Here is a 19,833-nt window from a genome sequence, read left to right on the forward strand (position 1 = left end):
ATGCGTTGATTGCGTGAATAAGGATGCGCGAAAGCGGGCTCAGTCGCTGTTGCCGGCGACGATGCCCATCACCGCCATCCGCACGGCGATGCCGAACGTGACCTGGTTGAGGATCACCGACTGCGGACCGTCGGCGACCTGCGAGTCGATCTCGACGCCGCGGTTCATCGGGCCCGGGTGCATCACGATCGCGTCGGGTGCGGCGAGCGCGAGGCGCTCGGGCGTCAGGCCCCAGGTCTTGAAGTATTCCTGCGCGGACGGCAGCAGCGCGCCGCTCATCCGCTCGTTCTGCAGGCGCAGCATGATGATCACGTCGACGCCCTTCAGGCCTTCGTCGAGGTTGTGGAACACCTTCACGCCCATCTGCTCGAGGCCGCCCGGCAGCAGCGTGCGCGGGCCGATCGCGCGCACTTCCGGCACGCCGAGCGTGGTGAGCGCGTGGATGTCCGAGCGCGCGACGCGCGAATGCAGGATGTCGCCGACGATCGCCACGCGCAGCTTCGTGAAGTCGCGCTTGTAGTGACGGATCGTGTACATGTCGAGCAGGCCCTGCGTCGGGTGCGCATGCCGGCCGTCGCCCGCGTTGATCACGTGCACGTGCGGCGCGCAGTGCTCGGCGATCAGGTACGGCGCGCCGCTCGACGCATGGCGCACGACGAACAGGTCGGCATGCATCGCCGACAGGTTGTTGATCGTGTCGAGCAGCGACTCGCCCTTGCTCGTCGACGACGCATTGATGTTCAGGTTCAGCACGTCGGCCGACAGGCGCGTCGCGGCGATCTCGAAGGTCGTGCGCGTGCGCGTCGAGTTCTCGAAGAACAGGTTGAACACCGACTTGCCGCGCAGGAGCGGCACCTTCTTCACCTCGCGGTCCGTCACGCTGACGAACTGCTCGGCCGTGTCGAGGATGTGGTTGACGATCGAGCGCGGCAGGCCCTCGATCGACAGCAGGTGTTTCAACTCGCCGTTTTTCGTGAGCTGCGGGTTGCCCTTCAGGAAACCGTAGCGGAACCGCTCGGGGCTCGCGGCCGCGGCGGGATTGCCGGTGCGGCCAGTGGTGTCGGTGGTCATGGTGTGCGTGATTCCAACTATGCAAACGGGCCGCGGTACGAACCGGCGGCCCGGGATACGGTTTCGCGGTTCGCTCAGGCGCCGTGCGCCTCGATGCGCAGCGTGAGCTGCGCGGCTTCGTCGCGCGCGAGCACGAGCGTCGCATCGGCCGGCACGTCGAGGGTGCCGCCCGCGAAACGCGCGGCGACCGGCAGTTCGCGGCCGCCGCGATCGGCGAGCACCGCAAGCTCGACCGCGGCCGGACGGCCGTAGTCGAACAGTTCGTTGAGCGCGGCGCGCACGGTGCGGCCGGTGTACAGCACGTCGTCGACGAGCACGATGCGCGCGCCGTCGACCTCGAACGGCAGCGACGTGGGGCTCGCCTGGCTGTGCAGCCCCTTCTTCGCGTAGTCGTCGCGATGCAGCGCGACGTTCACGACGCCGAACCCCGGCGCGCCGAGATCGCGCGCGAGGCGCTCGGCGAGCCAGGCGCCGCCGCTGTGAATGCCGGCGAGCCGCGGGCCGCCCGGCTCGGCGAAGGCCGTGCCGTACGCGTCGCGGATCTGGTCGAGCAGGACGCGGTAGAGCGCGTCGGCATCAATGGTGCTCATGGTCGGACAATTGATCGAGATACTGTTGAAGGATCACGCGTGCGGCCTCGGCATCGAGCATCTCGGCGCGTGCGCGCCCGCGCACGTTGCGCTCGCGCAGCCCGGCCTCGGCCTCGACCGACGAATAGCGCTCGTCGACCCACGTGACGGGCAGCCCGAAGCGGCCGTTCAGCTGGTTGCCGAAACGCTTCGCCTGCTGCGTCATGTCGTGCGGCGTGCCGTCCGGATGCATCGGCAGGCCGACGACGAGCGCGTCCGGCCGCCATTCGGCCAGCAGTTCGCCGACCGTCTTGAAGCGGTGCTCGCGGTTCAGGTTGGGAATCACGACGAGGGCGCGGGCCGAGCGCGTCAGCGCATTGCCGATCGCGACGCCGATCCGCTTCTCGCCGTAATCGAACGCCAGGAGCGTCGCATCGCGCGCGCTCGCGCCACTCATGCGTGCCCTGCTTCGCCGGACAGCATCGACGAGCTGACGCCGAGCAGGCCAAGTGCGGCTTCGAAACGCTCCTCGGCCGGCGTGTCGAACACGATGCGCGGATCGGCGGCGACCGTCAGCCAGCCGTTGCGGGAAATTTCTTCCTCGAGCTGCCCGGCGCCCCAGCCGGCATGGCCGAGCGTCAGCAGGAAGCGCTTCGGGCCGGTGCCCGTCGCGACCGCCTCGAGCACGTCCTTCGACGTCGTCATCTCGAGCCCGCCCTCGACCGACATGGACGAGTTGTAGTTCGCGCCCTCGACCGGCTCGTGCAGCACGAAGCCGCGCTCGGTCTGGACCGGGCCGCCGAAGTACACGGGAATGTGCAGCAGCGGCTCGATGTCGAGCTTCAGGTCGATGCGGCTGAACAGCGATTCGAGGTCGATGTCGGTCGGACGATTGATGACGAGGCCGAGCGCACCGCGCTCGCTGTGATCGCAAAGATAGACCACCGTTCCCGAAAACGTCGGATCCGCCATGTTCGGCATGGCGATCAGGAACTGGTTGGTGAGATTGATGCGATCGGAAGGCTTTGACATGGTTTGAATTTTAGCAAAGACGCCGCGGCCTGACCGGGCCGCGATCAACAAGCAACGCCGCACGACGCTGGCAACGACGCGCGCGGATCACATGGCACTCTAACACGCGCGCGGGCGCTGTCGGCAGCGTGTTGCCGGCCCGCGTGGCAAGGGCTGCCGCCGCGGTCGCGCCCCGTTGCGCATCAGGTCCGGGCGAGCGCCGCGCCGAGCGCCTCGGACGCCGCGGTCAGGTCCGGCGGCGCCACCCCCGCGGCGATCTTCAGCAGCGCGCCGCGCAGCAGGTCGGATGCCCGGCCGTGCGCGTCGAGCCCGCCGTCGGCGAGCGGCAGGCCGTGTGCGGCACGGCGCCACGCGAGCCCGAGCGTGTCGGCCAGCAGCGCCGCGTGACCGAGCCCGAGCGCGCATGCGGCCGTACCGACCCGGTAGGCGGCCGCGGATGCGCGCCATGCGGCCCCCGCATCGGCCGCACCCGCATCGACGGCCAGATCGGCCATCGACGCGTCGGCCGTCTGCAGGAAATCCTCATACGCATGCGCGTTGACGGTCACGACGCCGAGCATGCGGGTGGGTGCCGCCGCGACCGCCTCATGCTCGGCCTGCGCCGCGCCGGCTTCCCACAGCGCCTCGGACGCGGGCGTGCCGGCGACGTGCCAGTCCACGGTCAGCCCATAGTCGTGCAGCACGTCGACGAGCGCGACGTCTTCCGCGGCCGCGCCGAACAGCGCGAAATCGCGCCACAGCAACGCAACCGTCTCGCGCACGAGCGCCGGCGGCGCGCTGCGCCTGCCCTGCGCGTGCTCGCCGAGCAGCAGGTTGGTCCGTGCGAGGAAACGCTTCAGTTCGGGCGCGGCGCACGCGCGCAGCGCGCGCAGGCACGCGGCGGCGAGCCGCCAGAAGTCGTACGGCGCGTCGTCGGCCAGCGCGGTCAGGGTCGTGTCGAGCTCGTCGAGCGCCGCGTCCGGCGTGCCGTGCGGCGCGCGCAGCACGCCGAGCAGCGCCTGCTCGTAACGGGCCCGCGCGCGGCTCGCGAATGCGTCGGGCAGCGCGCGCAGCGTCGCCGGCGGCATCGCGCGCCCGACGAGTGCCAGCGCGTCGAGCGGCACGCTCGCGTGCAGGTCGGCCGAGCTTTGCGCACGCAGCGCACGGAAATGGTCGAACAGGACGGGCGAGCAGGCCAGCTCGCGCAGATTGTGGCGCCCGACCGCCGCGCTGAAGTCGCGCAACGCGAGGCGCCAGGCGGCGCAAGCCGGTTCGGCGGCGGCGAGCGGCGCCGCGGCGGCGAGTTGCCCCGCGAATCGGGCGGCCGGCAGCCAGCCGGCCTCCGCCAGCACGGCGGCAGCGGCCGACAGCGGCGCGGCCGCGTCGTCGCGACGCTCGAATGCGTCGGCGGCCGCCGCGAGCCACGCGTCGGCCGCGCGCACGGCCCCGCCGCGCGGGTTGGGTAATGCGTCAGGGTGGGGAACGTTCGCCGGATCGGCCGTCATGGACACGCGCGCCTGTCATCGTCAAGTCGCTCGCGCCGGCCGCGGTGCGCAAGCACCGGGGAACCGCGAGGCCGCAGCCGGGTGTCCGTTGGCCGAGGTCCGGTCAGATCTGGACCATCTCGAAGTCTTCCTTGCGAGCGCCGCATTCGGGGCACGTCCAGTTGATCGGGACGTCTTCCCAGCGCGTGCCCGGGGCGATGCCCTCTTCGGGCAGCCCGGCTTCTTCGTCATAAATCCAGCCACAAATCAGGCACATCCAGCTCTTGTATTCCATCTTAAGCCGCGTCGGGAAAAGTCGGTAAATTCGGGAGCCATGATGGTACCGTGTCGGGGCCGGACTGCCTAGCAATCGCGCTGGAGTACGGCGACTACGTTGCGCTGCGCTAAAAAATCCGTCGTGCGGGCCGGATTCCGCCGCATAATGGCTGGAAAGTGCGGCCTGCCGGGCAACACAGGGCCCAAACGCCCACTTCGCCTCGCCGTCCGCAGTTCCGTCGTTTTTTTCTTGCCCCATTTTTACATGTCCAGCAACGCCCCTCCGATCGTCCTCACCTTCGGCCTGTCCGATCCCACCGGCGGCTCCGGCCTCCAAGCCGATCTGATGACCCTGGCGAGCATGGGCTGCCACGGCGTGTCCGTCCTGACGGGCTATACCGTGCGCGACTCGGCCGCCTGCGACGAAGTGACCGGTCTCGATCCCGATGTCGTCGCCGCCCAGGCGCGCATGCTGCTCGAGGACATGCCGGTCGCCGCGTTCAAGATCGGCGCGGCGACGCGCGCGGAAGTCGTGAGCGCGATCGCCGAAGTGGTCGCCGACTACGACGGCGTGCCGCTCGTGCTCGCGCCGGACTTCACGCTCGACGACGAGCACGTGCTCGCCGCCGACGACCTGCGCGAATCGATCGCCGACCTGCTCGCGCCGCAGACGACGCTGCTGGTCGCCGACCACGCGACGCTGATCGCGCTCGCGCAGCCGGACGGCGATGCCGAGGCGCCGAATCTCGACGCGGCCGTGTCGCACCTGCTGTCGCAGGGCTGCGAGTACATCCTGTCGTCGGAGACGGGCTCGCACCGGCTCGTCAACACGCTGTACGGCGAGGAAGGCCAGCTTCGCGAAGACATGTGGGATCGCTCGCCGCACCGGTTGATGGGCATCACCGATACGCTCGGCGCGGCGATCGCGGCACTGCTCGCGAATGGCCAGGAGCCGCCCGAAGCGGTGCGCGAGGCGCAGGAATACCTGTACCAGGCCGTGCGCGACGCGTTCCGGCCCGGCATGGGCGCGTACCTGCCCGACCGGTTCTTCTGGGCCCGCAGCAACGATGAGGAAGGCGGGCGCCCGGTGACGGAAAGCAGCAAAAGCTCGCCGCGGATCGCCCGGCATTGAACCCGCACGGCGGCCCTGCGCCGCCGTTGCACGCGGCTCACCCTCGCGCCGGGGCGGCAGGTCCGCCCCCGAATGTCCGCCCCTTTTTGCGCGCACATAAAAAAAGACCCGCATCGCTGCGGGTCTTTTTCTTTGGCTGGAGCGCGCATCGCTGCGCGCCCCGGACACCATCGACCGAAGTCGATTACATGTCCATGCCCATGCCGCCCATGCCGCCCGGCATGCCGCCCGGCATCGGTGCATCTTCCTTCGGCAGTTCTGCGACAGCTGCGTCCGTCGTCAGCAGCAGGCCAGCAACCGAAGCTGCGTTCTGCAGTGCGGTGCGCGTGACCTTGGTCGGGTCGACGACGCCGGCTTCAACCATGTCGACGTACTCGCCCGTTGCTGCGTTGTAGCCGTAGTTGCCCGTGCCTGCAGCCACTGCCGCCACCACGACGCTCGCTTCTTCGCCGCCGTTCGTGACGATCTGGCGCAGCGGCTCTTCCATTGCGCGCAGCACGATCTTGATGCCGGCGTTCTGGTCGGCGTTCGCGCCGGTCAGGCCTGCGATCGCGGTGCGAGCGCGGATCAGCGCAACGCCGCCGCCTGCCACGATGCCTTCTTCCACAGCTGCGCGCGTTGCGTGCAGTGCGTCTTCGACACGTGCCTTCTTTTCCTTCATTTCGACTTCGGTCGCAGCACCGACCTTGATCACTGCCACGCCGCCGGCCAGCTTGGCCACGCGCTCTTGCAGCTTTTCACGGTCGTAGTCCGACGTCGCTTCTTCGATTTGCGTGCGAACTTGCTTGACGCGCGCTTCGATGTTCACGGCTTCGCCTGCGCCGTCGATGATCGTCGTGTTTTCCTTGCCCACTTCGATGCGCTTCGCCTGGCCCAGTTCTGCCAGCGTTGCCTTCTCGAGCGTCAGGCCGGTTTCTTCCGCGACGACTTGACCGCCGGTCAGGATCGCGATGTCTTCCAGCATCGCCTTGCGACGATCGCCGAAGCCCGGCGCCTTGACCGCAACGGTCTTCAGGATGCCGCGGATGTTGTTGACGACCAGCGTTGCGAGCGCTTCGCCTTCGACGTCTTCAGCGATGATCAGCAGCGGACGGCCAGCCTTCGCGACTTGCTCGAGCACCGGCAGCAGATCACGGATGTTCGACACCTTCTTGTCGTGCAGCAGCACGAACGGGTTGTCGAGGACGGCGACTTGCTTGTCCGGGTTGTTGATGAAGTACGGCGACAGGTAGCCGCGGTCGAACTGCATGCCTTCGACGACGTCGAGTTCGTCAGCCAGCGACTTGCCGTCTTCGACGGTGATCACGCCTTCCTTGCCGACCTTGTCCATCGCTTCAGCGATGCGATCGCCGATCGACGTGTCGCTGTTCGCCGAGATCGAGCCGACCTGTGCGATTTCCTTGTTCGTCGTGCACGGCTTGCTGATCTTCTTCAGCTCTTCGACAGCCGCTGCGACTGCCTTGTCGATGCCGCGCTTCAGGTCCATCGGGTTCATGCCCGATGCGACGTACTTCATGCCTTCGCGAACGATCGATTGCGCGAGGACGGTTGCCGTCGTCGTGCCGTCGCCTGCGTTGTCGCTGGTCTTGGAAGCGACTTCCTTGACCATTTGCGCGCCCATGTTCTGGAGCTTGTCCTTCAGCTCGATTTCCTTCGCGACCGACACACCGTCCTTGGTGACCGTCGGGCCGCCGAAGCTGCGCTCGAGCACGACGTTGCGGCCCTTCGGACCCAGCGTGACCTTGACTGCGTTGGCGAGAATGTTCACGCCTTCGACCATCTTCGAACGGGCGGAATCGCCGAATACGACGTCTTTAGCTGCCATCTTCTAACTCCTTGAATTCTTGGGAATATGTACCGTCGGTGGACGCTTACTGCGCGTTGACCACGGCCATGATGTCTTCTTCGCGCATGACCAGCAGTTCCTGGCCGTCGACCTTGACGGTCTGACCAGCGTACTTGCCGAACAGCACGCGATCGCCGACCTTCACGTCGAGCGCGATCGCCGCGCCCTTGTCGTCGCGCTTGCCCGGGCCGACCGCGAGGATCTCGCCTTGATCCGGCTTCTCAGCAGCAGCTTCGGGGATCACGATGCCCGAGGCGGTCTTGGTTTCCTGATCCAGGCGCTTGACGATCACGCGATCGTGCAAAGGACGAAGGTTCATATTCACTCCTCTCTTGACTGAGATTGAAGAACGCTTAGGGAATCTGCCCGGCGGGTCGCCCGGCAGAGAATTGTTAGCACTCTCGTGCAGCGAGTGCTAATTATATGGACGGGTTTTGACAAATTCAAGAAGGGGAGCCGGAGGTTTTTTCGTGCGGGGCGGACCGGCGGAAAAACGGGGATTAATCAAAAAAGCCGATTCAAAACAATCACATACATATCAACCCCGGACACCGGGAGCGGACGGCATACGGGATATCCCGACCATCGCCCCAATTTGACACGGGGCAGGCACCGAGTTCCCGCGATCGTCCGGCATCGCATGAAAAGTGCCGCTCGGACGCCAAGGAGGCCGGGACAGACCGCGAGATCGTCACATGTCCGGACAGCCGGCGACCGGCTGGAACGTCCGGCCGTCGGTCTCGACCGTCGCGCCCAGCCGGCGCGCGAGCCCTTTCGCGCCTTCGCGCATCACGACGTCGTGATTCCAGGCGAACAGCGGGCGCGCGACCGGCTCCAGCCAGTTCATCCAGCGCTCGCGCGTGCGGATGTGCCAGTCGTAGCGCACGACGGTGTGCGTGCCGTCGCCGGCAAACGACCAGCGGCCGTCGCCTTCGATCGCGCCGCTCGCGCGGCCTTCGAGTACATGCAGCCGCTCGACGCGCAGCACGCGCATGTCGAAGGTCAGCCGGTACGGCAACGCGCCTTTCCACGTGTAGCGCTGCAGCGCGCCGACGCCGCGCGCATCGCCGGGTTCGATCTCGACGGTCCGCACGGCGCTCTTCCACCAGTCGGGCCAGCGATCGACCTGGTAGATCGCGTCCCAGACCGCCGCGAGCGACGCGTCCACGCGCCACGTCGTCGAGAACCGGTATTCCGCCATGCTGCCTCCGGCAGGAGTCGTCGGGATCAGGGATCAGGGTGCGAAAAAGCGGTCGGGAAACGCGACGTCGATCTCGACGTCGTCGAGCGTGACCGTCTCGAGCGGCGCGCCGTCGTCATCCGCGAAGCTGACCACCTTCAGCGGAAAGCCGTCCTCGGTGTCCAGCCACAGACGATAGCGATGCACGCCGTCGACCACGTGCGCGGGTGCGCCCGTCACCGACACGCGCAGCGTGGTGCGGCCGCCGACGGTTTCCTGGCCCTCCGTCACCGTCGCACCGCCCTGCTGCAGCGCATGCACGTTGCGCAGCAGCACGCCAACGTCCGACCGATCGACGCGATGGCCGCTGCGATTGCGCAGGAGCGGATTGGACGGCGACAGCGTCAGCGCGGGCAGCGCATGCTCGCCGAACGGGCGCAGCCGGACCTTGCCGTCGCCGGGATCGTACGCGAGCACCGCGCCGTGATGCGGCGACACGAAGTCCATCCGGACGAAACCGGGTTTCAGGTACGCATAGTGGAATTCGGCGTGCTCGCCGCTTCGCGCCGACGAGCGGATCGTCGCGCGGTACGAGCGGACCTGGTCGAAATGCGTCTGCGCGACGGTCACGGGGTCGGCTGTCATGCTCGCTCCTATCAGGCTCGCGGCCAGCAACGCGGCGATCATGGCGCCGCCTCGACGGCGAGCACGCCTTCCATGCCGCGCTCGCGATGACTGCGCAAGAACAGCAGCCGATGCGTGCAATAGTAGGCGAAGCGGCCGGGCGTCGTCGGCGTGAAGCGCAACGTGCGCGGCGTCGTGCCGAGTTCGGTACGCACCGCGATGCCGGCCTGCGGCGCGTCGATCGCGAAACTGTGCGGCACGACGCCCGGTTCGGCCGATACGGTCAGTTCCACCGGCACGTGCGCGCGGACGATCACGTGGTTCGGGCGAAAGAAATAGCTGCCGCCGACGATCGCCACCCGCTGCACGCCGTCGGCGTCGACCGGCACGCGCACCGGGGCATCGCCATCCGCCCGCGCGAGCCCGGCGCATGCCGCGAGCGCCACCGTCACCATCGCCATCTTCGCGTTCATCATTGGCTCCCTGCCGATACCGCGTGCATCATCCCTTCCACGCGTCGGTCGGCCCGCCGAGCGCGCCGCATGCCTCGATCGCGAGCTCGCGCAGGCGTCGTTCGTCGGCGCGCCCGGAGAGCGCAAAACCCATGCCGCGATCCGACCAGAAATACGTATGGCGGCCGTCGGCCGACATCGCCCGGGGCGCGAAACGCCGCGCGTCGTAGGCCGTCATGTAGAGCGTCACGCGCTTGCCGTCCGCGCGCTGGTACATGAGTTGCGCCGCCGGCCCCGCGTCGCCCGGCAGCAGCCGGCCGCCCAGCAATGCATAGCCGTATTCGTCGAGCGACGGCGCGCGCACGGGCCGCCCGAGACGCGCGGACAGCCACGCGGCAAGGCGCGCCGGATCGCGTGCGTCGACCTCGACCGGATGCTCCCGCTCGGCCGCGTACACGGCGTAAGCGACGTCCGCGCGTGCGGCGAATGCCGGCTCGGCGCCGAACGTCGTCCAGCCCGCGTGCAGCGCGATGCCGATCACCAGCCCGGCCGCCAGCCCCGCGAACGCATAGGCAAGGCCACGCCAGCGCGGCGCGCGCCGCTGCACGAACAGCGCGGGTGCGGCAGCCGGCAGCGGGAACAGCGCGTGCAACGCATCGCGCTGCGCGCCGTAATGCGCGAACCGGTCGGCCTCCCGCGGATCGGCCCGCAGCCGCTCGAGCACCTCGCGGCGCTCCTGCCCGGACAGCTCGCCGTCGAGCAGCGCCGACAGCAGCTGGGCCGACACGGCATCGTCCCGATCGTTCGAAGGTTTGCGCGGATCGTCGTCGTCCATCATGTCTTCCCGATCACCCGTAACGCGGCCGCGCCGTGCGCCGGCGGCTCGCCGGACAACAGCGCACGCATCTGTTCACGCGCCCGTGACAGCCGCGACATCACCGTCCCCACCGGCACGCCGAGCACCTGTGCGGCGTCGCGGTAACTCAGCTCCTCGAGCGCGACCAGCAGCAGCACCTCGCGCTGCTCGACCGGCAGCCGGTACAGCGCGCGCTGCACGTCGCGCAGCAGCAGGCCGCCGATCTCGTCGTTCGGCGCGGCCATCGTCTGCCACGGCGCGGTCGCATCGTCGACCGCGATCTCGCGCCGCGCGCGCAACTGGTCGATGAAGCGGTGGCGCAGCAGCGTCAGCAGCCACGCGCGCAGGTTGCCGCCGTCACGCGGCGGCCGGTTCAGCGCGCGCTCGAGCGTGTCCTGCACGAGATCGTCCGCCCAGGCCCGATCGCCCGTCAGCGCGCGCGCATACCGGGTGAGATGCGGCAGCCACACCAGCAGGTCCGATTCGTAGCTCATCCGGATGCCTTGCGCGTCGCCGCGCCGTCAGCCCGTCAGTCCGTTCTCAGGGGCGCGCGACGTGCCACATGCCGCCGACACCGTCGCCGCCCGCGTCACCGGCCTTGCGGTCCATCTTCCAGCGGTACAGCGGACGGCCGCGGTACGCCCATTGCTTCTTGCCGTCGTCGCGCGTGACGAGGCTCAGTGCGCCCGACGCCTTGTCGTATCCGTCGGCGAGCGCCGGCGGCCAGTTGGCCGCGCAGGTGCCGGTGCACGTGCTCTTGCCCGGCGCGTCGTGATCGAACACGTACAGCGTCATGTGATCTTCGTCGACCAGTTTCCCGTCACCGGCCTGCGGCGGCTCGGCGGCCGCGGGCCGCACGATCGCGGCCATCAGCGCGATGGCGAACAGCATCGTCTTCATTCCCGTTCTCCTTGGCATGGCATCGCGGCACGGCGGCGCCGGGCGGGACATCGACTACGTCATGACCATTATCCCGCTGTCCGGCTGCGCCGCGACTCGGTAAGTAAACGGACGAATCCGGCCGGTTATTCCATTCCGCCCCGCAATTCAGTGCCATTCCTCCCATGAGATAGATCGGGGCCCCAAAGAAAACGCGGCATGACATTGCTGTCATGCCGCGTTGCGCGACCCGTTGCGCGCGGCAGGCGATGAACCGTCGCCGCGCGCGCCGGCCGGTTATCTCGGCAATGCGCCCGTCACCGCCTGCAGCAGCGTCGACACCGGTGCGAGCGGGTTGTTCGCCGAGTTGTTGCCCGAGTGCGGCGTGACCGACAGGCTCGGCGTGGAACCCAGCGCCGTGCCCAGCGTCGTGCCGGCCGCATTGACGACCGTCGCCGTCGCGTTGCCGCCCGTCGACAGCAGCGAACCGGCTGCACCCGCCGTGCTGCCCGCCGCGCTCGCGCCCGAGCCGAGCAGGCTGCCGCCCGCCGCTGCCGTCGAACCGGCCGCGCCCGACAACGCGCCGGCCGCCTGCCCGAGGGCCGCCGGACCGTTCGCGAGGGCACCCGTCACCGAACCGAGCGCACCGGTCAGCGCGGCAGCCGGGTTGCTGCCGCCGGTCAGGCCGCTGACGAGGTTCGTGATCGGCGCGATCGGGCTGCCGCCGCCGGCGCCCGACAGCGTGCCGACGACCTGGTTCACGACGCCCTGCACCGGCGCCAGCGGGTTCGTGCCGCCGAGGTTGCCGAGTGCGCCCGTGACCGAGCTGACTGCGTTGCTCAGTGCGCCGGCCGGGTTGCTGCCGCCGAGCGTGCCGACTACCTGGTTCACGACGCCCTGTACCGGCGCCAGCGGGTTCGTGCCGCCGAGGTTGCCGAGCGCGCCCGTCACCGAGCTGACTGCGTTGCTCAGTGCGCCGGCCGGGTTGCTGCCGCCGAGCGTGCCGACCACCTGGTTCACGACGCCCTGTACCGGCGCCAGCGGATTCGTGCCGCCGAGGCTGCCGAGTGCGCCCGTGACCGAGTTGACCGCGTTGCCCAGTGCGCCGGCCGGGTTGCCGCCCGTCGGCAGCGCGTTTTGCAGGCCGCTGACGAGGTTCGTGATCGGCGCGATCGGGCTGCCGCCGCCGGCGCCCGATACCGTGCCGACGACCTGGTTCACGACGCCTTGTACCGGAGCCAGCGGGTTCGTGCCGCCAAGGTTGCCGAGCGCGCCCGTCACCGAGTTCACGGCGTCCGTCAGTGCGCTGGCCGGGTTGCCATTGCCGAGCGTGACGGCGCCTTGCACCGGTGCCAGCGGGCTCGACGCGCCACCGATGTTGCCGAGCGTCCCCGTGATCGTATTGACCGCGCTGCTCAGCGCACCAGCGGGATTGCCGCTGCCCAGCGTGCCCGTGACCTGGTCGACGACGTTCTGGATCGGCGTCAGCGGGTTCGGGCCGCCGACGTTGCCGAGTGCACCCGTCACCGTGCTGAGGGCGCCGGTCAGTGCGCCGGCCGGGTTGCCGCCGCCGACGTTGCCGAGCGCACCCGTCACCGTGCCGAGAGCGCCGGTCAGTGCGCCGGCCGGGTTGCCGCCGCCAAGCGCACCCGTTACTTGATTCACCACGCCCTGAACCGGCGCCAGCGGATTCGCGCCGCCACCGACGTTGCCCAGTGCGCCCGTCACCGTGCCGACTCCGTTACTCAGCGTACCCGTCGCCGTATTGAGCGCGCCGGTCAGTGCAGCAGCGGGGTTGCCACCGCCGAGCGCGCCCGTTGCTTGATTGACGACACCTTGAACCGGTGCCAGCGGGTTCGACCCGCCACCGACGTTACCCAGCGCACCCGTGACCGTACCGAGGGCGCCGGTCAGCGCGCCGGCCGGGTTGCCACCACCGAGCGCCCCCGTCACTTGATTGACGACACCTTGAACCGGTGCCAGCGGGTTCGACCCACCACCGACGTTACCCAACGCACCCGTGACCGTACCGAGAGCACCAGTCAGCGCGCCGGCCGGGTTGCCACCACCGAGCGCCCCCGTCACTTGATTGACGACACCTTGCACCGGCGCCAGCGGATTCGCGCCGCCACCGACGCTACCCAACCCGCCCGTCACCGTACCAAGAGCACCGCTCAACGCACCAGCCGGATTGCCACCACCGAGCGCCCCGGTCGCCTGATTCACCACACCTTGCACCGGCGCCAGCGGATTCGCGCCGCCGCCCACATTCCCCACTGCGCCCGTTACCGTGCCAACCGCATTGCTCAGCGTCCCCGTCGCCGTATTCAGCGCCCCGGTCAGCGCACCAGCCGGATTGCCACCACCGAGCGCCCCCGTCACCTGGTTCACCACGCCTTGTACCGGCGCGAGCGGCGTCACCGCGCCGCCACCGCCGCCGAGCGCGCCCTGCAGCGCGTTCACCGCGCCCGACAACGCCTGCGCCGGATTGCCCGGCGACGTCTGAATCGCGCCGGCCCCACCCGTCGCCACGGTGACCGAACCCAGCGGCGACGTGCCGGTTGCGGCCAACCCGATCGATACGCTGTTGGTCGGCGGATTCACGACGACTTGCGGAATCGGCAGCGCATCGAGCGGCCCGGCGACAGCCGAACCGGAAACCAGTACCCCGAACACCGTCGTGACCGACAGCGCCACACCCGTCAATTTAAAGTTTTGTCTCATCCTTACCCCATCTCGTTGGCACTACGTTGATAAAGCATGGGGACGGATTGCACGAAGTGTGCCACTCGGATGAAACGGATTGATTCGTTGGCTCATTGCAAGCCAATAACCGTTTTATATGGATTTCCGGGTAAATAAACGGGTCGCGCAGCCTCAATCATCTGACGATAAATGCGTCGGGAGCGCGGATGTAACGTAACGTTTGCGAGGCCGGAAGTAACGTGTTCCGGTACATCCCGGGTCACATCGGAACGTCCGTTGCGAAACGTCGCCGGATGGCCCGGACGGACCGCCTGCTTCGCATTTCATCTTCATGAAAATGCATTAATAAATCGCGCGTTTTCTCGTTTGCTTATTTCGCGATTTCTTTCCGGTCAATTGCGCAGATCATTTCCGGCCGCAAGACTTCGCACAATACGGACAGCCGAATGAAAAACTGTGACGGCCGCACGCGCGGCGGCCGTCGTATCGCGACGGGTTCAGCCGAAGCGCGCGGGCCGGTACGGATGGGGATCGATGTAGGTCGGCGCGCCCGTCATCATCTCGGCGAGCAGACGCCCGGTCGCGGGGCCGAGCGTGAGCCCGTGGTGACAGTGGCCGAACGCGAACCACAGATGACGATGGCGCGGCGCAGGCCCGATCACCGGCCGCATGTCGGGCGTGCACGGCCGCATCCCGAGCCACGGCGCCGGATCGAGTCGCTCGCCGATGCCGAACGCGTCGCGCGCCAGCGGCTCGGCACGCGCGAGCTGCACGCCGGTCGGCGGCGCGCCACGCAACGCGATCTCGACGCCGGTCGTGAGCCGCAGGCGGCCACCTTCCATCGGCGCGACGACGAAACCCTCCTCGGTATCGCACACGGGCACGTTCAGCGGCGCGCGGGTCGGCCGGTAATGCATGTGATAGCCGCGCTTCGCGCGCAGCGGAATCCGGTAGCCGAGCGGCGCGAACACGTGATCGGACCACGGCCCGAGCGCAACCACGGCCGAGCCGGCCGCAATCGGCCCGTGCTCGGTGTCGACCTGCCAGCCGTCGCGCACCTGCGCGAGCGTCGTCGCGTCGCCGCGCACGAACGTGCCGCCGTCGCGCTCGAACAGCCGCGCGTACGCCTTCGTGAGGCCCCCGGGGCTCGACACCGTCTTCGGGTCCTGCCAGTGGAATGCGCCGCAAAACGCGTCGCCGATGCCGGGCTCGCGTTCGCGCAACGCGCGCGCGTCGAGCACACTCATCCGCAACCCGTGCGCGTCGGCCACCCGCTGCTGCGCGCGCGTTTCCGCGTCGAACAGCGTGGGCGAACGGAACGCCTCGATCCACCCGCCGTCATGCACGAGCGGCTGCGCGTCGGTGCGCGCAAGCAGCGCGTCGTGCTCGACGACGCTCGCCGCAACGAGCGGCAGCATGTCGCGCGCGGCGGCCGCGAGCCGCTGCGGCGACGATTCGCGCCAGAAACGCGCGAGCCACCCTGCATACGCGGGCAATGCTTTGTAGTCCCAATAGAGATCGACCGAGCGGTTGCGTGCGTAGCGCAGCAGCGTGCCGAGCCGGCGCGGGAACGCGTACGGCACGACCGACGAGCGCTCGATCAGCCCCGCATTGCCGTGGCTCGTTTCCTCGCCGGGCGCGCGCCGGTCGACGAGCGCGACGCGCAGCCCGCGATCCTGCAGATGCAGCGCCGACGACACGCCGACGATGCCGGCCCCCAGAACGATGACGTCGAAATCCATGCTTCCCCGTACTGCGTCGAGATTCGGTGCGACGCACGCCGGCACGGCGGCCGGCGCGCGGCCTGGCTTACTTCGCGACGATGTCGCGCTTGAAATACTTCTGCGACAGCGCGCTCAGCGTGCCGTCCTTCTTCAGCGCGTCGAGCGCGCCGACGATCTTCGCCTGCAGCGCCTTGTCGCCCTTGCGCAACCCGAAGCCGGTGCCTTCGCCGAGCGTCGCGGGATCCTTCAGCGGCTCGCCGACGATCTGGTAGTCGCGGCCGGCCGGCTTGTCGAGGAAACCGTCCTGCGCGGTCTGCGCTTCCTGCACGGCCGCGTCGAGACGACCGGCGACGAGATCGGCATAGATCTGGTCCTGGTCCTGATACGACACGACGTCCACGCCCGCATTGGCCCAGTGCGCCTTCAGGAAATCCTCCTGCGACGAGCCCTGCAGCACGCCGACGTGCTTGCCGCGCAGGCTCGCGGCATCGGGCCGCAGCGGCGAGCCGCGGTGCGCGACCATCACGATCGGCACCACGTAGATCGCCGGCGTGAAATCGATGCTCTGCTTGCGCTTCGCGGTGATGTTCATCGCCGAATTGATCGCGTCGAACTTGCGCGCCTGCAGTGCCGGGATCAGCCCGTCGAACGCATTCTCGACCCACACGCACTTCATGTTCAGCTTCGCGCAGACGGCATTGCCGACGTCGACGTCGAAACCTTGCAGCTGGCCGGCCGGCGTCTTGCTCTCGAACGGCGGATAGGCGGCTTCGATCCCGAAGCGCAGCGTGGTCTGTTCCGCGTGGGCGGTGACGGCCGCGCACGCAAGCGCCGCGACGGCGCAGAGGGAAAGCTTCCAGTTCATGACGATGTCCTTCGATTCCGGATTGAGGCGATGAAGACCGTTCGCGCGACGCCGTCGCCGGGCGCCGGATCGGCATGCGATGCATGCCGGCCGCCGGGCAGCAACATGCCGGTCCGCATGTGAAATATAGACTCTTAGTCTACTATAGACTATAGGGGATACGATAATCGCAGCCTCGCTGCTGCCCATCGAGATTCCGTCGATTACGCAAAATGCCGTTGATTCATCGATGTTTTTTCGACTGACAGCGGCTCGGGCAAGCTCCGAAAAGAAAAATCCACCCGACTTATTTTGTCTATATTAGACTTTTAATCCATCACAAACACCGCCGGACGCCCGCTTTCGAGACTGTCCTGTCCGGCCCCGACCGGAGACGTTCCATGACGCAACCCGCCCCGACCCTGCCGCTGACCGTCGACGAAGCCGCGGTGCGCGCGGCGCTGCCGTCGCTCGACGTGCTCGGCACGCTGCGCCGCATGTTCGCGTCGCTCGCATCGGCCCGCGCGGTGCAGCCGCCGCAAACCCTCACGCTGTTCCCCGAGCAGGCCGGCGATTTCATCACGTATCTCGGCGCGCTCGCCGACGAGCAAGTGTTCGGCGCGAAGCTGTCGCCATACGTCGTGACGGGCGGCAAACCGATCGTCACGGCGTGGACCGCGCTGATGTCGATGCGCACCGGCCAGCCGCTGATGTGGTGCGACGCGGGGCTGCTGACGGTCGAGCGCACGGCCGGCACGACGGCGCTCGCGGTCGATTGCCTCGCGCCGCGCGACGCGCGCCGGCTCGCCGTGATCGGCGCGGGCGCGGTGGGCCTCGCGCATCTGCGCCATACGGCGGCATTGCGCGACTGGGCATCGATCAGCGTCCATTCGCCCGCGCTCGCCGGCGACCCGGCGCTGCAGGCGACGCTCGCGCGGATCGATCCGCGCGCCCGTGCGGCCGCCAGCGTCGAGGCGTGCGTGCGCGACGCGGACGTCGTGATGCTGTGCACGTCGTCGGGCACACCGGTGCTCGCCGACGGCATGCTCACGCGCCCCGCGCTCGTCACGTCGATCAGCACCAACGTCGCGCGCGCACATGAGATCCCGCCCGCATGGTTGCCCGACATGGACGTGTACTGCGACTACCGGCACACGACGCCCGCGAGCGCAGGCGAGATGCAGATCGCGGCGGCCGGGCACGGCTGGACGCCCGAGCGGATCGTCGGCGACCTGCCCGCGCTCGTCGCAGGCACCTGCGCGGCGCCGTCGCGCACGCGTCATGCGTTCTTCCGCTCGATCGGCCTCGGGCTCGAGGACATCGCGGTCGCACACGCGCTGTACATGCATCTGACGCGCGCATGAGCGGCACGCGCGCGCGGGGCCGATACAATGGCGCAACCGCCGCGGCGGCAGCGCGGGGGCGCACGGGCGAGCCGGTCGACGGCACGCCGGCGCGCCGCGCCGACGCACCGCCCGGCCCCCGCTCACCCGAGATGGCGATTCCGATGCGCAAGAAGCAATCCCCCGTCAAAGACCTGCTGCTCACCCGCTACGCACCGATCGCCGACGGCATCGCGGCGCTGTTCTTCCCGTACGCGGAAGTCGTGATCCACGACCTGCACGACCAGACCGTGCTGTACCTCGCGAACAACCTGTCGAAGCGCGAGGTCGGCGACGATTCGGCGCTCGAGGAAATCGATCATTCGGCACGCGAGCGCGTGATCGGCCCGTACGAGAAACTGAACTGGGACGGCCGGCGCATGCGTTGCGTGAGCAACGTGCTGTTCGACGACGAAGGCCGGCCGGCCGGGATGATGTGCATCAACTTCAACATCGCGGTGTTCGACGACGTCCGCGCGACGCTCGACGTGTTCATCAAGGGCGCGGGGATCGTCGCGCAACCGGACGAGCTGTTCCGCGACGACTGGCAGGAGCGCATCAACACGTTCCTGCACGGCTGGCTGCGCGAGCGGCAGGTCGGCCTGAACGGCCTCACGCGCGAGCACCGGCGCGAGCTCGTCGAGGCGCTGTATGCGGAAGGCGCGTTCCGCGGCAAGAGCGCCGCGAACTACGTCGCGAACGTGCTCGGGATGGGGCGCGCGACCGTCTACAAGCACCTGAAGCATCTGAAGGAGACGCAGGGCGACGTGTGAGCGACGTGAGCGGCGGGCGTCTTTGCCTGATTGCCTGATTGCCTGATTGCCTGATTGCCTGATTGCCTGGTCGCTTGGTCGCCGAGCTTGCCGCCTTCGCCATCACCGTCACCGCTCACCGCTCACCGTCACTGACATCGGCCCCGCTACCGGTTCGCGCGGCCCGTGCCTATGCTTCGTAATACGTCAGGGGCCGGTCCGTTCCACGCGGGCCAGCCCACGGCGAAGCGTCGAATCACAAAATGATATAGTCCCGGTTACATTTATTTGCCGCCCCGGACCGCCCATGACGACCACCCCCGCCCCGACTGCCCGCTCGACCCTGACCGTCGAAATCTGGTCCGACCTGGTCTGCCCGTGGTGCTGGATCGGCAAGCGCCGCTTCGACGAGGCGCTCGCCGCATTCGCGCACGCGGAGCACGTCGACGTCGCGTTGCGTGCGTACCGGCTGATGCCGGGCCAGCCGGTCGAACCGGTGGAGGCGATGCTCGCGGGCAAATACCGGATGTCGCCCGCGCAGGTCGACCAGATGTTGCGCCAGGTGACCGACGCGGCAGCGAGCGTCGGGCTGAGCTACGACCTGCCCGGCACGTTCGTCGGCGACACGCTCGACGGCCACCGGCTCGTGAAGCTCGCGGAAGCCACCGGCCGCGCCCATGCGCTGACCGAGCGCCTGTACCGCGCCTATTTCTGCGAGCACGGCTCGCTGTTCGACCACGCGGCGCTGATCGACTTCGCGGTCGAAGCGGGGCTCGAGCGCTCGGCCGTCGAAGCCGTGCTGCGCAGCGATGCATACCGTGACGACGTCGAGGCCGACATCGCGCGCGCCGCGCAGATCGGCGGACGCGGCGTGCCGTTGTTCGTATTCGGCGGCCGCTACGCGGTATCGGGCGCGCAGCCGGCCGATGTGTTCGCGCAGGCGCTCGAGCAGGCATGGCGCGACGGCGCCATCGTCGAATTCGCCGGCGACGACGCCGCCGCTTGCGGCCCCGACGGCTGCGAACTCCCGCCGCGCGGATAACGC

21 protein-coding genes are annotated in these 19,833 nt (G+C 68.7%); 4 read left to right on the plus strand and 17 right to left on the minus strand.

Going from position 1 to position 19,833, the window contains the following annotated elements; genetic code table 11:
* Positions 1 to 39: 39 nt before the first annotated feature.
* From NQV17_RS01750 to NQV17_RS01775, 6 genes are all read right to left on the minus strand, one after another.
* Positions 40 to 1,071 (minus strand): aspartate carbamoyltransferase catalytic subunit, encoded by a 1,032-nt coding sequence (locus NQV17_RS01750; protein WP_044846292.1) that lies wholly within the window; start codon positions 1,069 to 1,071, stop codon positions 40 to 42.
* 74 nt (positions 1,072 to 1,145) lie between these two features.
* The gene (gene pyrR / locus NQV17_RS01755; RefSeq protein ID WP_059538920.1) at positions 1,146 to 1,661 is read right to left on the minus strand and encodes a bifunctional pyr operon transcriptional regulator/uracil phosphoribosyltransferase PyrR; all 516 of its coding nucleotides are present in this window, start codon (positions 1,659 to 1,661) and stop codon (positions 1,146 to 1,148) included.
* Positions 1,648 to 2,097: a Holliday junction resolvase RuvX gene (gene ruvX / locus NQV17_RS01760; RefSeq protein WP_257768224.1), complete on the minus strand. Its 450-nt coding sequence runs from the start codon at positions 2,095 to 2,097 to the stop codon at positions 1,648 to 1,650. The genes pyrR and ruvX overlap by 14 nt, the downstream gene beginning before the upstream one ends.
* Positions 2,094 to 2,672: a YqgE/AlgH family protein gene (locus tag NQV17_RS01765; RefSeq protein ID WP_044846295.1), complete on the minus strand. Its 579-nt coding sequence runs from the start codon at positions 2,670 to 2,672 to the stop codon at positions 2,094 to 2,096. The genes ruvX and NQV17_RS01765 overlap by 4 nt, the downstream gene beginning before the upstream one ends.
* Positions 2,673 to 2,854: 182 nt before the next feature.
* Positions 2,855 to 4,156 carry a hypothetical protein gene (locus NQV17_RS01770; RefSeq protein WP_257768225.1) on the minus strand — a complete coding sequence of 434 codons (1,302 nt, stop codon included), beginning with the start codon at positions 4,154 to 4,156 and terminating at the stop codon, positions 2,855 to 2,857.
* Positions 4,157 to 4,259: 103 nt separating this feature from the next.
* Positions 4,260 to 4,430 carry a rubredoxin gene (locus NQV17_RS01775; RefSeq protein ID WP_004186709.1) on the minus strand — a complete coding sequence of 57 codons (171 nt, stop codon included), beginning with the start codon at positions 4,428 to 4,430 and terminating at the stop codon, positions 4,260 to 4,262.
* 246 nt (positions 4,431 to 4,676) lie between these two features.
* Here NQV17_RS01775 and NQV17_RS01780 point away from each other — a divergent pair, with 246 nt between their 5' ends.
* Positions 4,677 to 5,543, plus strand: a complete 867-nt coding sequence (locus tag NQV17_RS01780) for a hydroxymethylpyrimidine/phosphomethylpyrimidine kinase (RefSeq protein ID WP_059466951.1) — start codon at positions 4,677 to 4,679, stop codon at positions 5,541 to 5,543.
* 184 nt (positions 5,544 to 5,727) lie between these two features.
* On the opposite strand, the gene groL is transcribed toward NQV17_RS01780, so the two are convergent.
* From groL to NQV17_RS01835, 11 genes are all read right to left on the minus strand, one after another.
* Positions 5,728 to 7,368 (minus strand): chaperonin GroEL, encoded by a 1,641-nt coding sequence (gene groL, locus NQV17_RS01785; protein ID WP_044846298.1) that lies wholly within the window; start codon positions 7,366 to 7,368, stop codon positions 5,728 to 5,730.
* A gap of 46 nt (positions 7,369 to 7,414) precedes the next feature.
* On the minus strand, positions 7,415 to 7,708 hold the full coding sequence (groES, locus tag NQV17_RS01790) for a co-chaperone GroES (RefSeq protein ID WP_014897904.1): 294 nt from the start codon (positions 7,706 to 7,708) through the stop codon (positions 7,415 to 7,417).
* A gap of 372 nt (positions 7,709 to 8,080) precedes the next feature.
* On the minus strand, positions 8,081 to 8,590 hold the full coding sequence (locus NQV17_RS01795; RefSeq protein ID WP_257768234.1) for an SRPBCC family protein: 510 nt from the start codon (positions 8,588 to 8,590) through the stop codon (positions 8,081 to 8,083).
* A 33-nt stretch (positions 8,591 to 8,623) separates the two neighbouring features.
* Positions 8,624 to 9,256 (minus strand): DUF1571 domain-containing protein, encoded by a 633-nt coding sequence (locus NQV17_RS01800; protein WP_257768236.1) that lies wholly within the window; start codon positions 9,254 to 9,256, stop codon positions 8,624 to 8,626.
* Complete coding sequence (locus NQV17_RS01805) at positions 9,253 to 9,666, minus strand: quinol oxidase (RefSeq protein ID WP_257768238.1); 414 nt, start codon at positions 9,664 to 9,666, stop codon at positions 9,253 to 9,255. The genes NQV17_RS01800 and NQV17_RS01805 overlap by 4 nt, the downstream gene beginning before the upstream one ends.
* A gap of 28 nt (positions 9,667 to 9,694) precedes the next feature.
* A complete protein-coding gene (locus NQV17_RS01810; protein WP_374692668.1) occupies positions 9,695 to 10,480 on the minus strand; it encodes an anti-sigma factor in 786 nt (261 codons plus the stop codon).
* Positions 10,480 to 10,995 carry a sigma-70 family RNA polymerase sigma factor gene (locus NQV17_RS01815; protein ID WP_044846302.1) on the minus strand — a complete coding sequence of 172 codons (516 nt, stop codon included), beginning with the start codon at positions 10,993 to 10,995 and terminating at the stop codon, positions 10,480 to 10,482. Before NQV17_RS01815 ends, NQV17_RS01810 begins: the two co-directional genes overlap by 1 nt.
* A 46-nt stretch (positions 10,996 to 11,041) precedes the next feature.
* Positions 11,042 to 11,401 carry a hypothetical protein gene (locus NQV17_RS01820; RefSeq protein ID WP_257768243.1) on the minus strand — a complete coding sequence of 120 codons (360 nt, stop codon included), beginning with the start codon at positions 11,399 to 11,401 and terminating at the stop codon, positions 11,042 to 11,044.
* Positions 11,402 to 11,677: 276 nt separating this feature from the next.
* Positions 11,678 to 14,104 carry a hypothetical protein gene (locus NQV17_RS01825; protein ID WP_257768245.1) on the minus strand — a complete coding sequence of 809 codons (2,427 nt, stop codon included), beginning with the start codon at positions 14,102 to 14,104 and terminating at the stop codon, positions 11,678 to 11,680.
* 479 nt (positions 14,105 to 14,583) lie between these two features.
* Entirely contained in the window at positions 14,584 to 15,828 is a 1,245-nt protein-coding gene (locus tag NQV17_RS01830) for an FAD-binding oxidoreductase (RefSeq protein ID WP_257768247.1), read from the minus strand.
* Between the two features lie 67 nt (positions 15,829 to 15,895).
* Complete coding sequence (locus NQV17_RS01835) at positions 15,896 to 16,675, minus strand: ABC transporter substrate-binding protein (RefSeq protein ID WP_124522832.1); 780 nt, start codon at positions 16,673 to 16,675, stop codon at positions 15,896 to 15,898.
* A 380-nt stretch (positions 16,676 to 17,055) separates the two neighbouring features.
* Between NQV17_RS01835 and NQV17_RS01840 the strand changes: the two genes are divergently transcribed.
* From NQV17_RS01840 to NQV17_RS01850, 3 genes are all read left to right on the plus strand, one after another.
* Positions 17,056 to 18,018 carry an ornithine cyclodeaminase family protein gene (locus tag NQV17_RS01840; protein WP_257768252.1) on the plus strand — a complete coding sequence of 321 codons (963 nt, stop codon included), beginning with the start codon at positions 17,056 to 17,058 and terminating at the stop codon, positions 18,016 to 18,018.
* Entirely contained in the window at positions 18,015 to 18,809 is a 795-nt protein-coding gene (locus tag NQV17_RS01845) for a PAS domain-containing protein (protein WP_308234985.1), read from the plus strand. Before NQV17_RS01840 ends, NQV17_RS01845 begins: the two co-directional genes overlap by 4 nt.
* A 286-nt stretch (positions 18,810 to 19,095) precedes the next feature.
* Complete coding sequence (locus NQV17_RS01850; RefSeq protein WP_257768256.1) at positions 19,096 to 19,830, plus strand: DsbA family oxidoreductase; 735 nt, start codon at positions 19,096 to 19,098, stop codon at positions 19,828 to 19,830.
* Positions 19,831 to 19,833 lie beyond the last annotated feature (3 nt).

Origin of the sequence: Burkholderia sp. SCN-KJ, from assembly GCF_024656005.1 — a bacterium.
Lineage (GTDB): Bacteria > Pseudomonadota > Gammaproteobacteria > Burkholderiales > Burkholderiaceae > Burkholderia.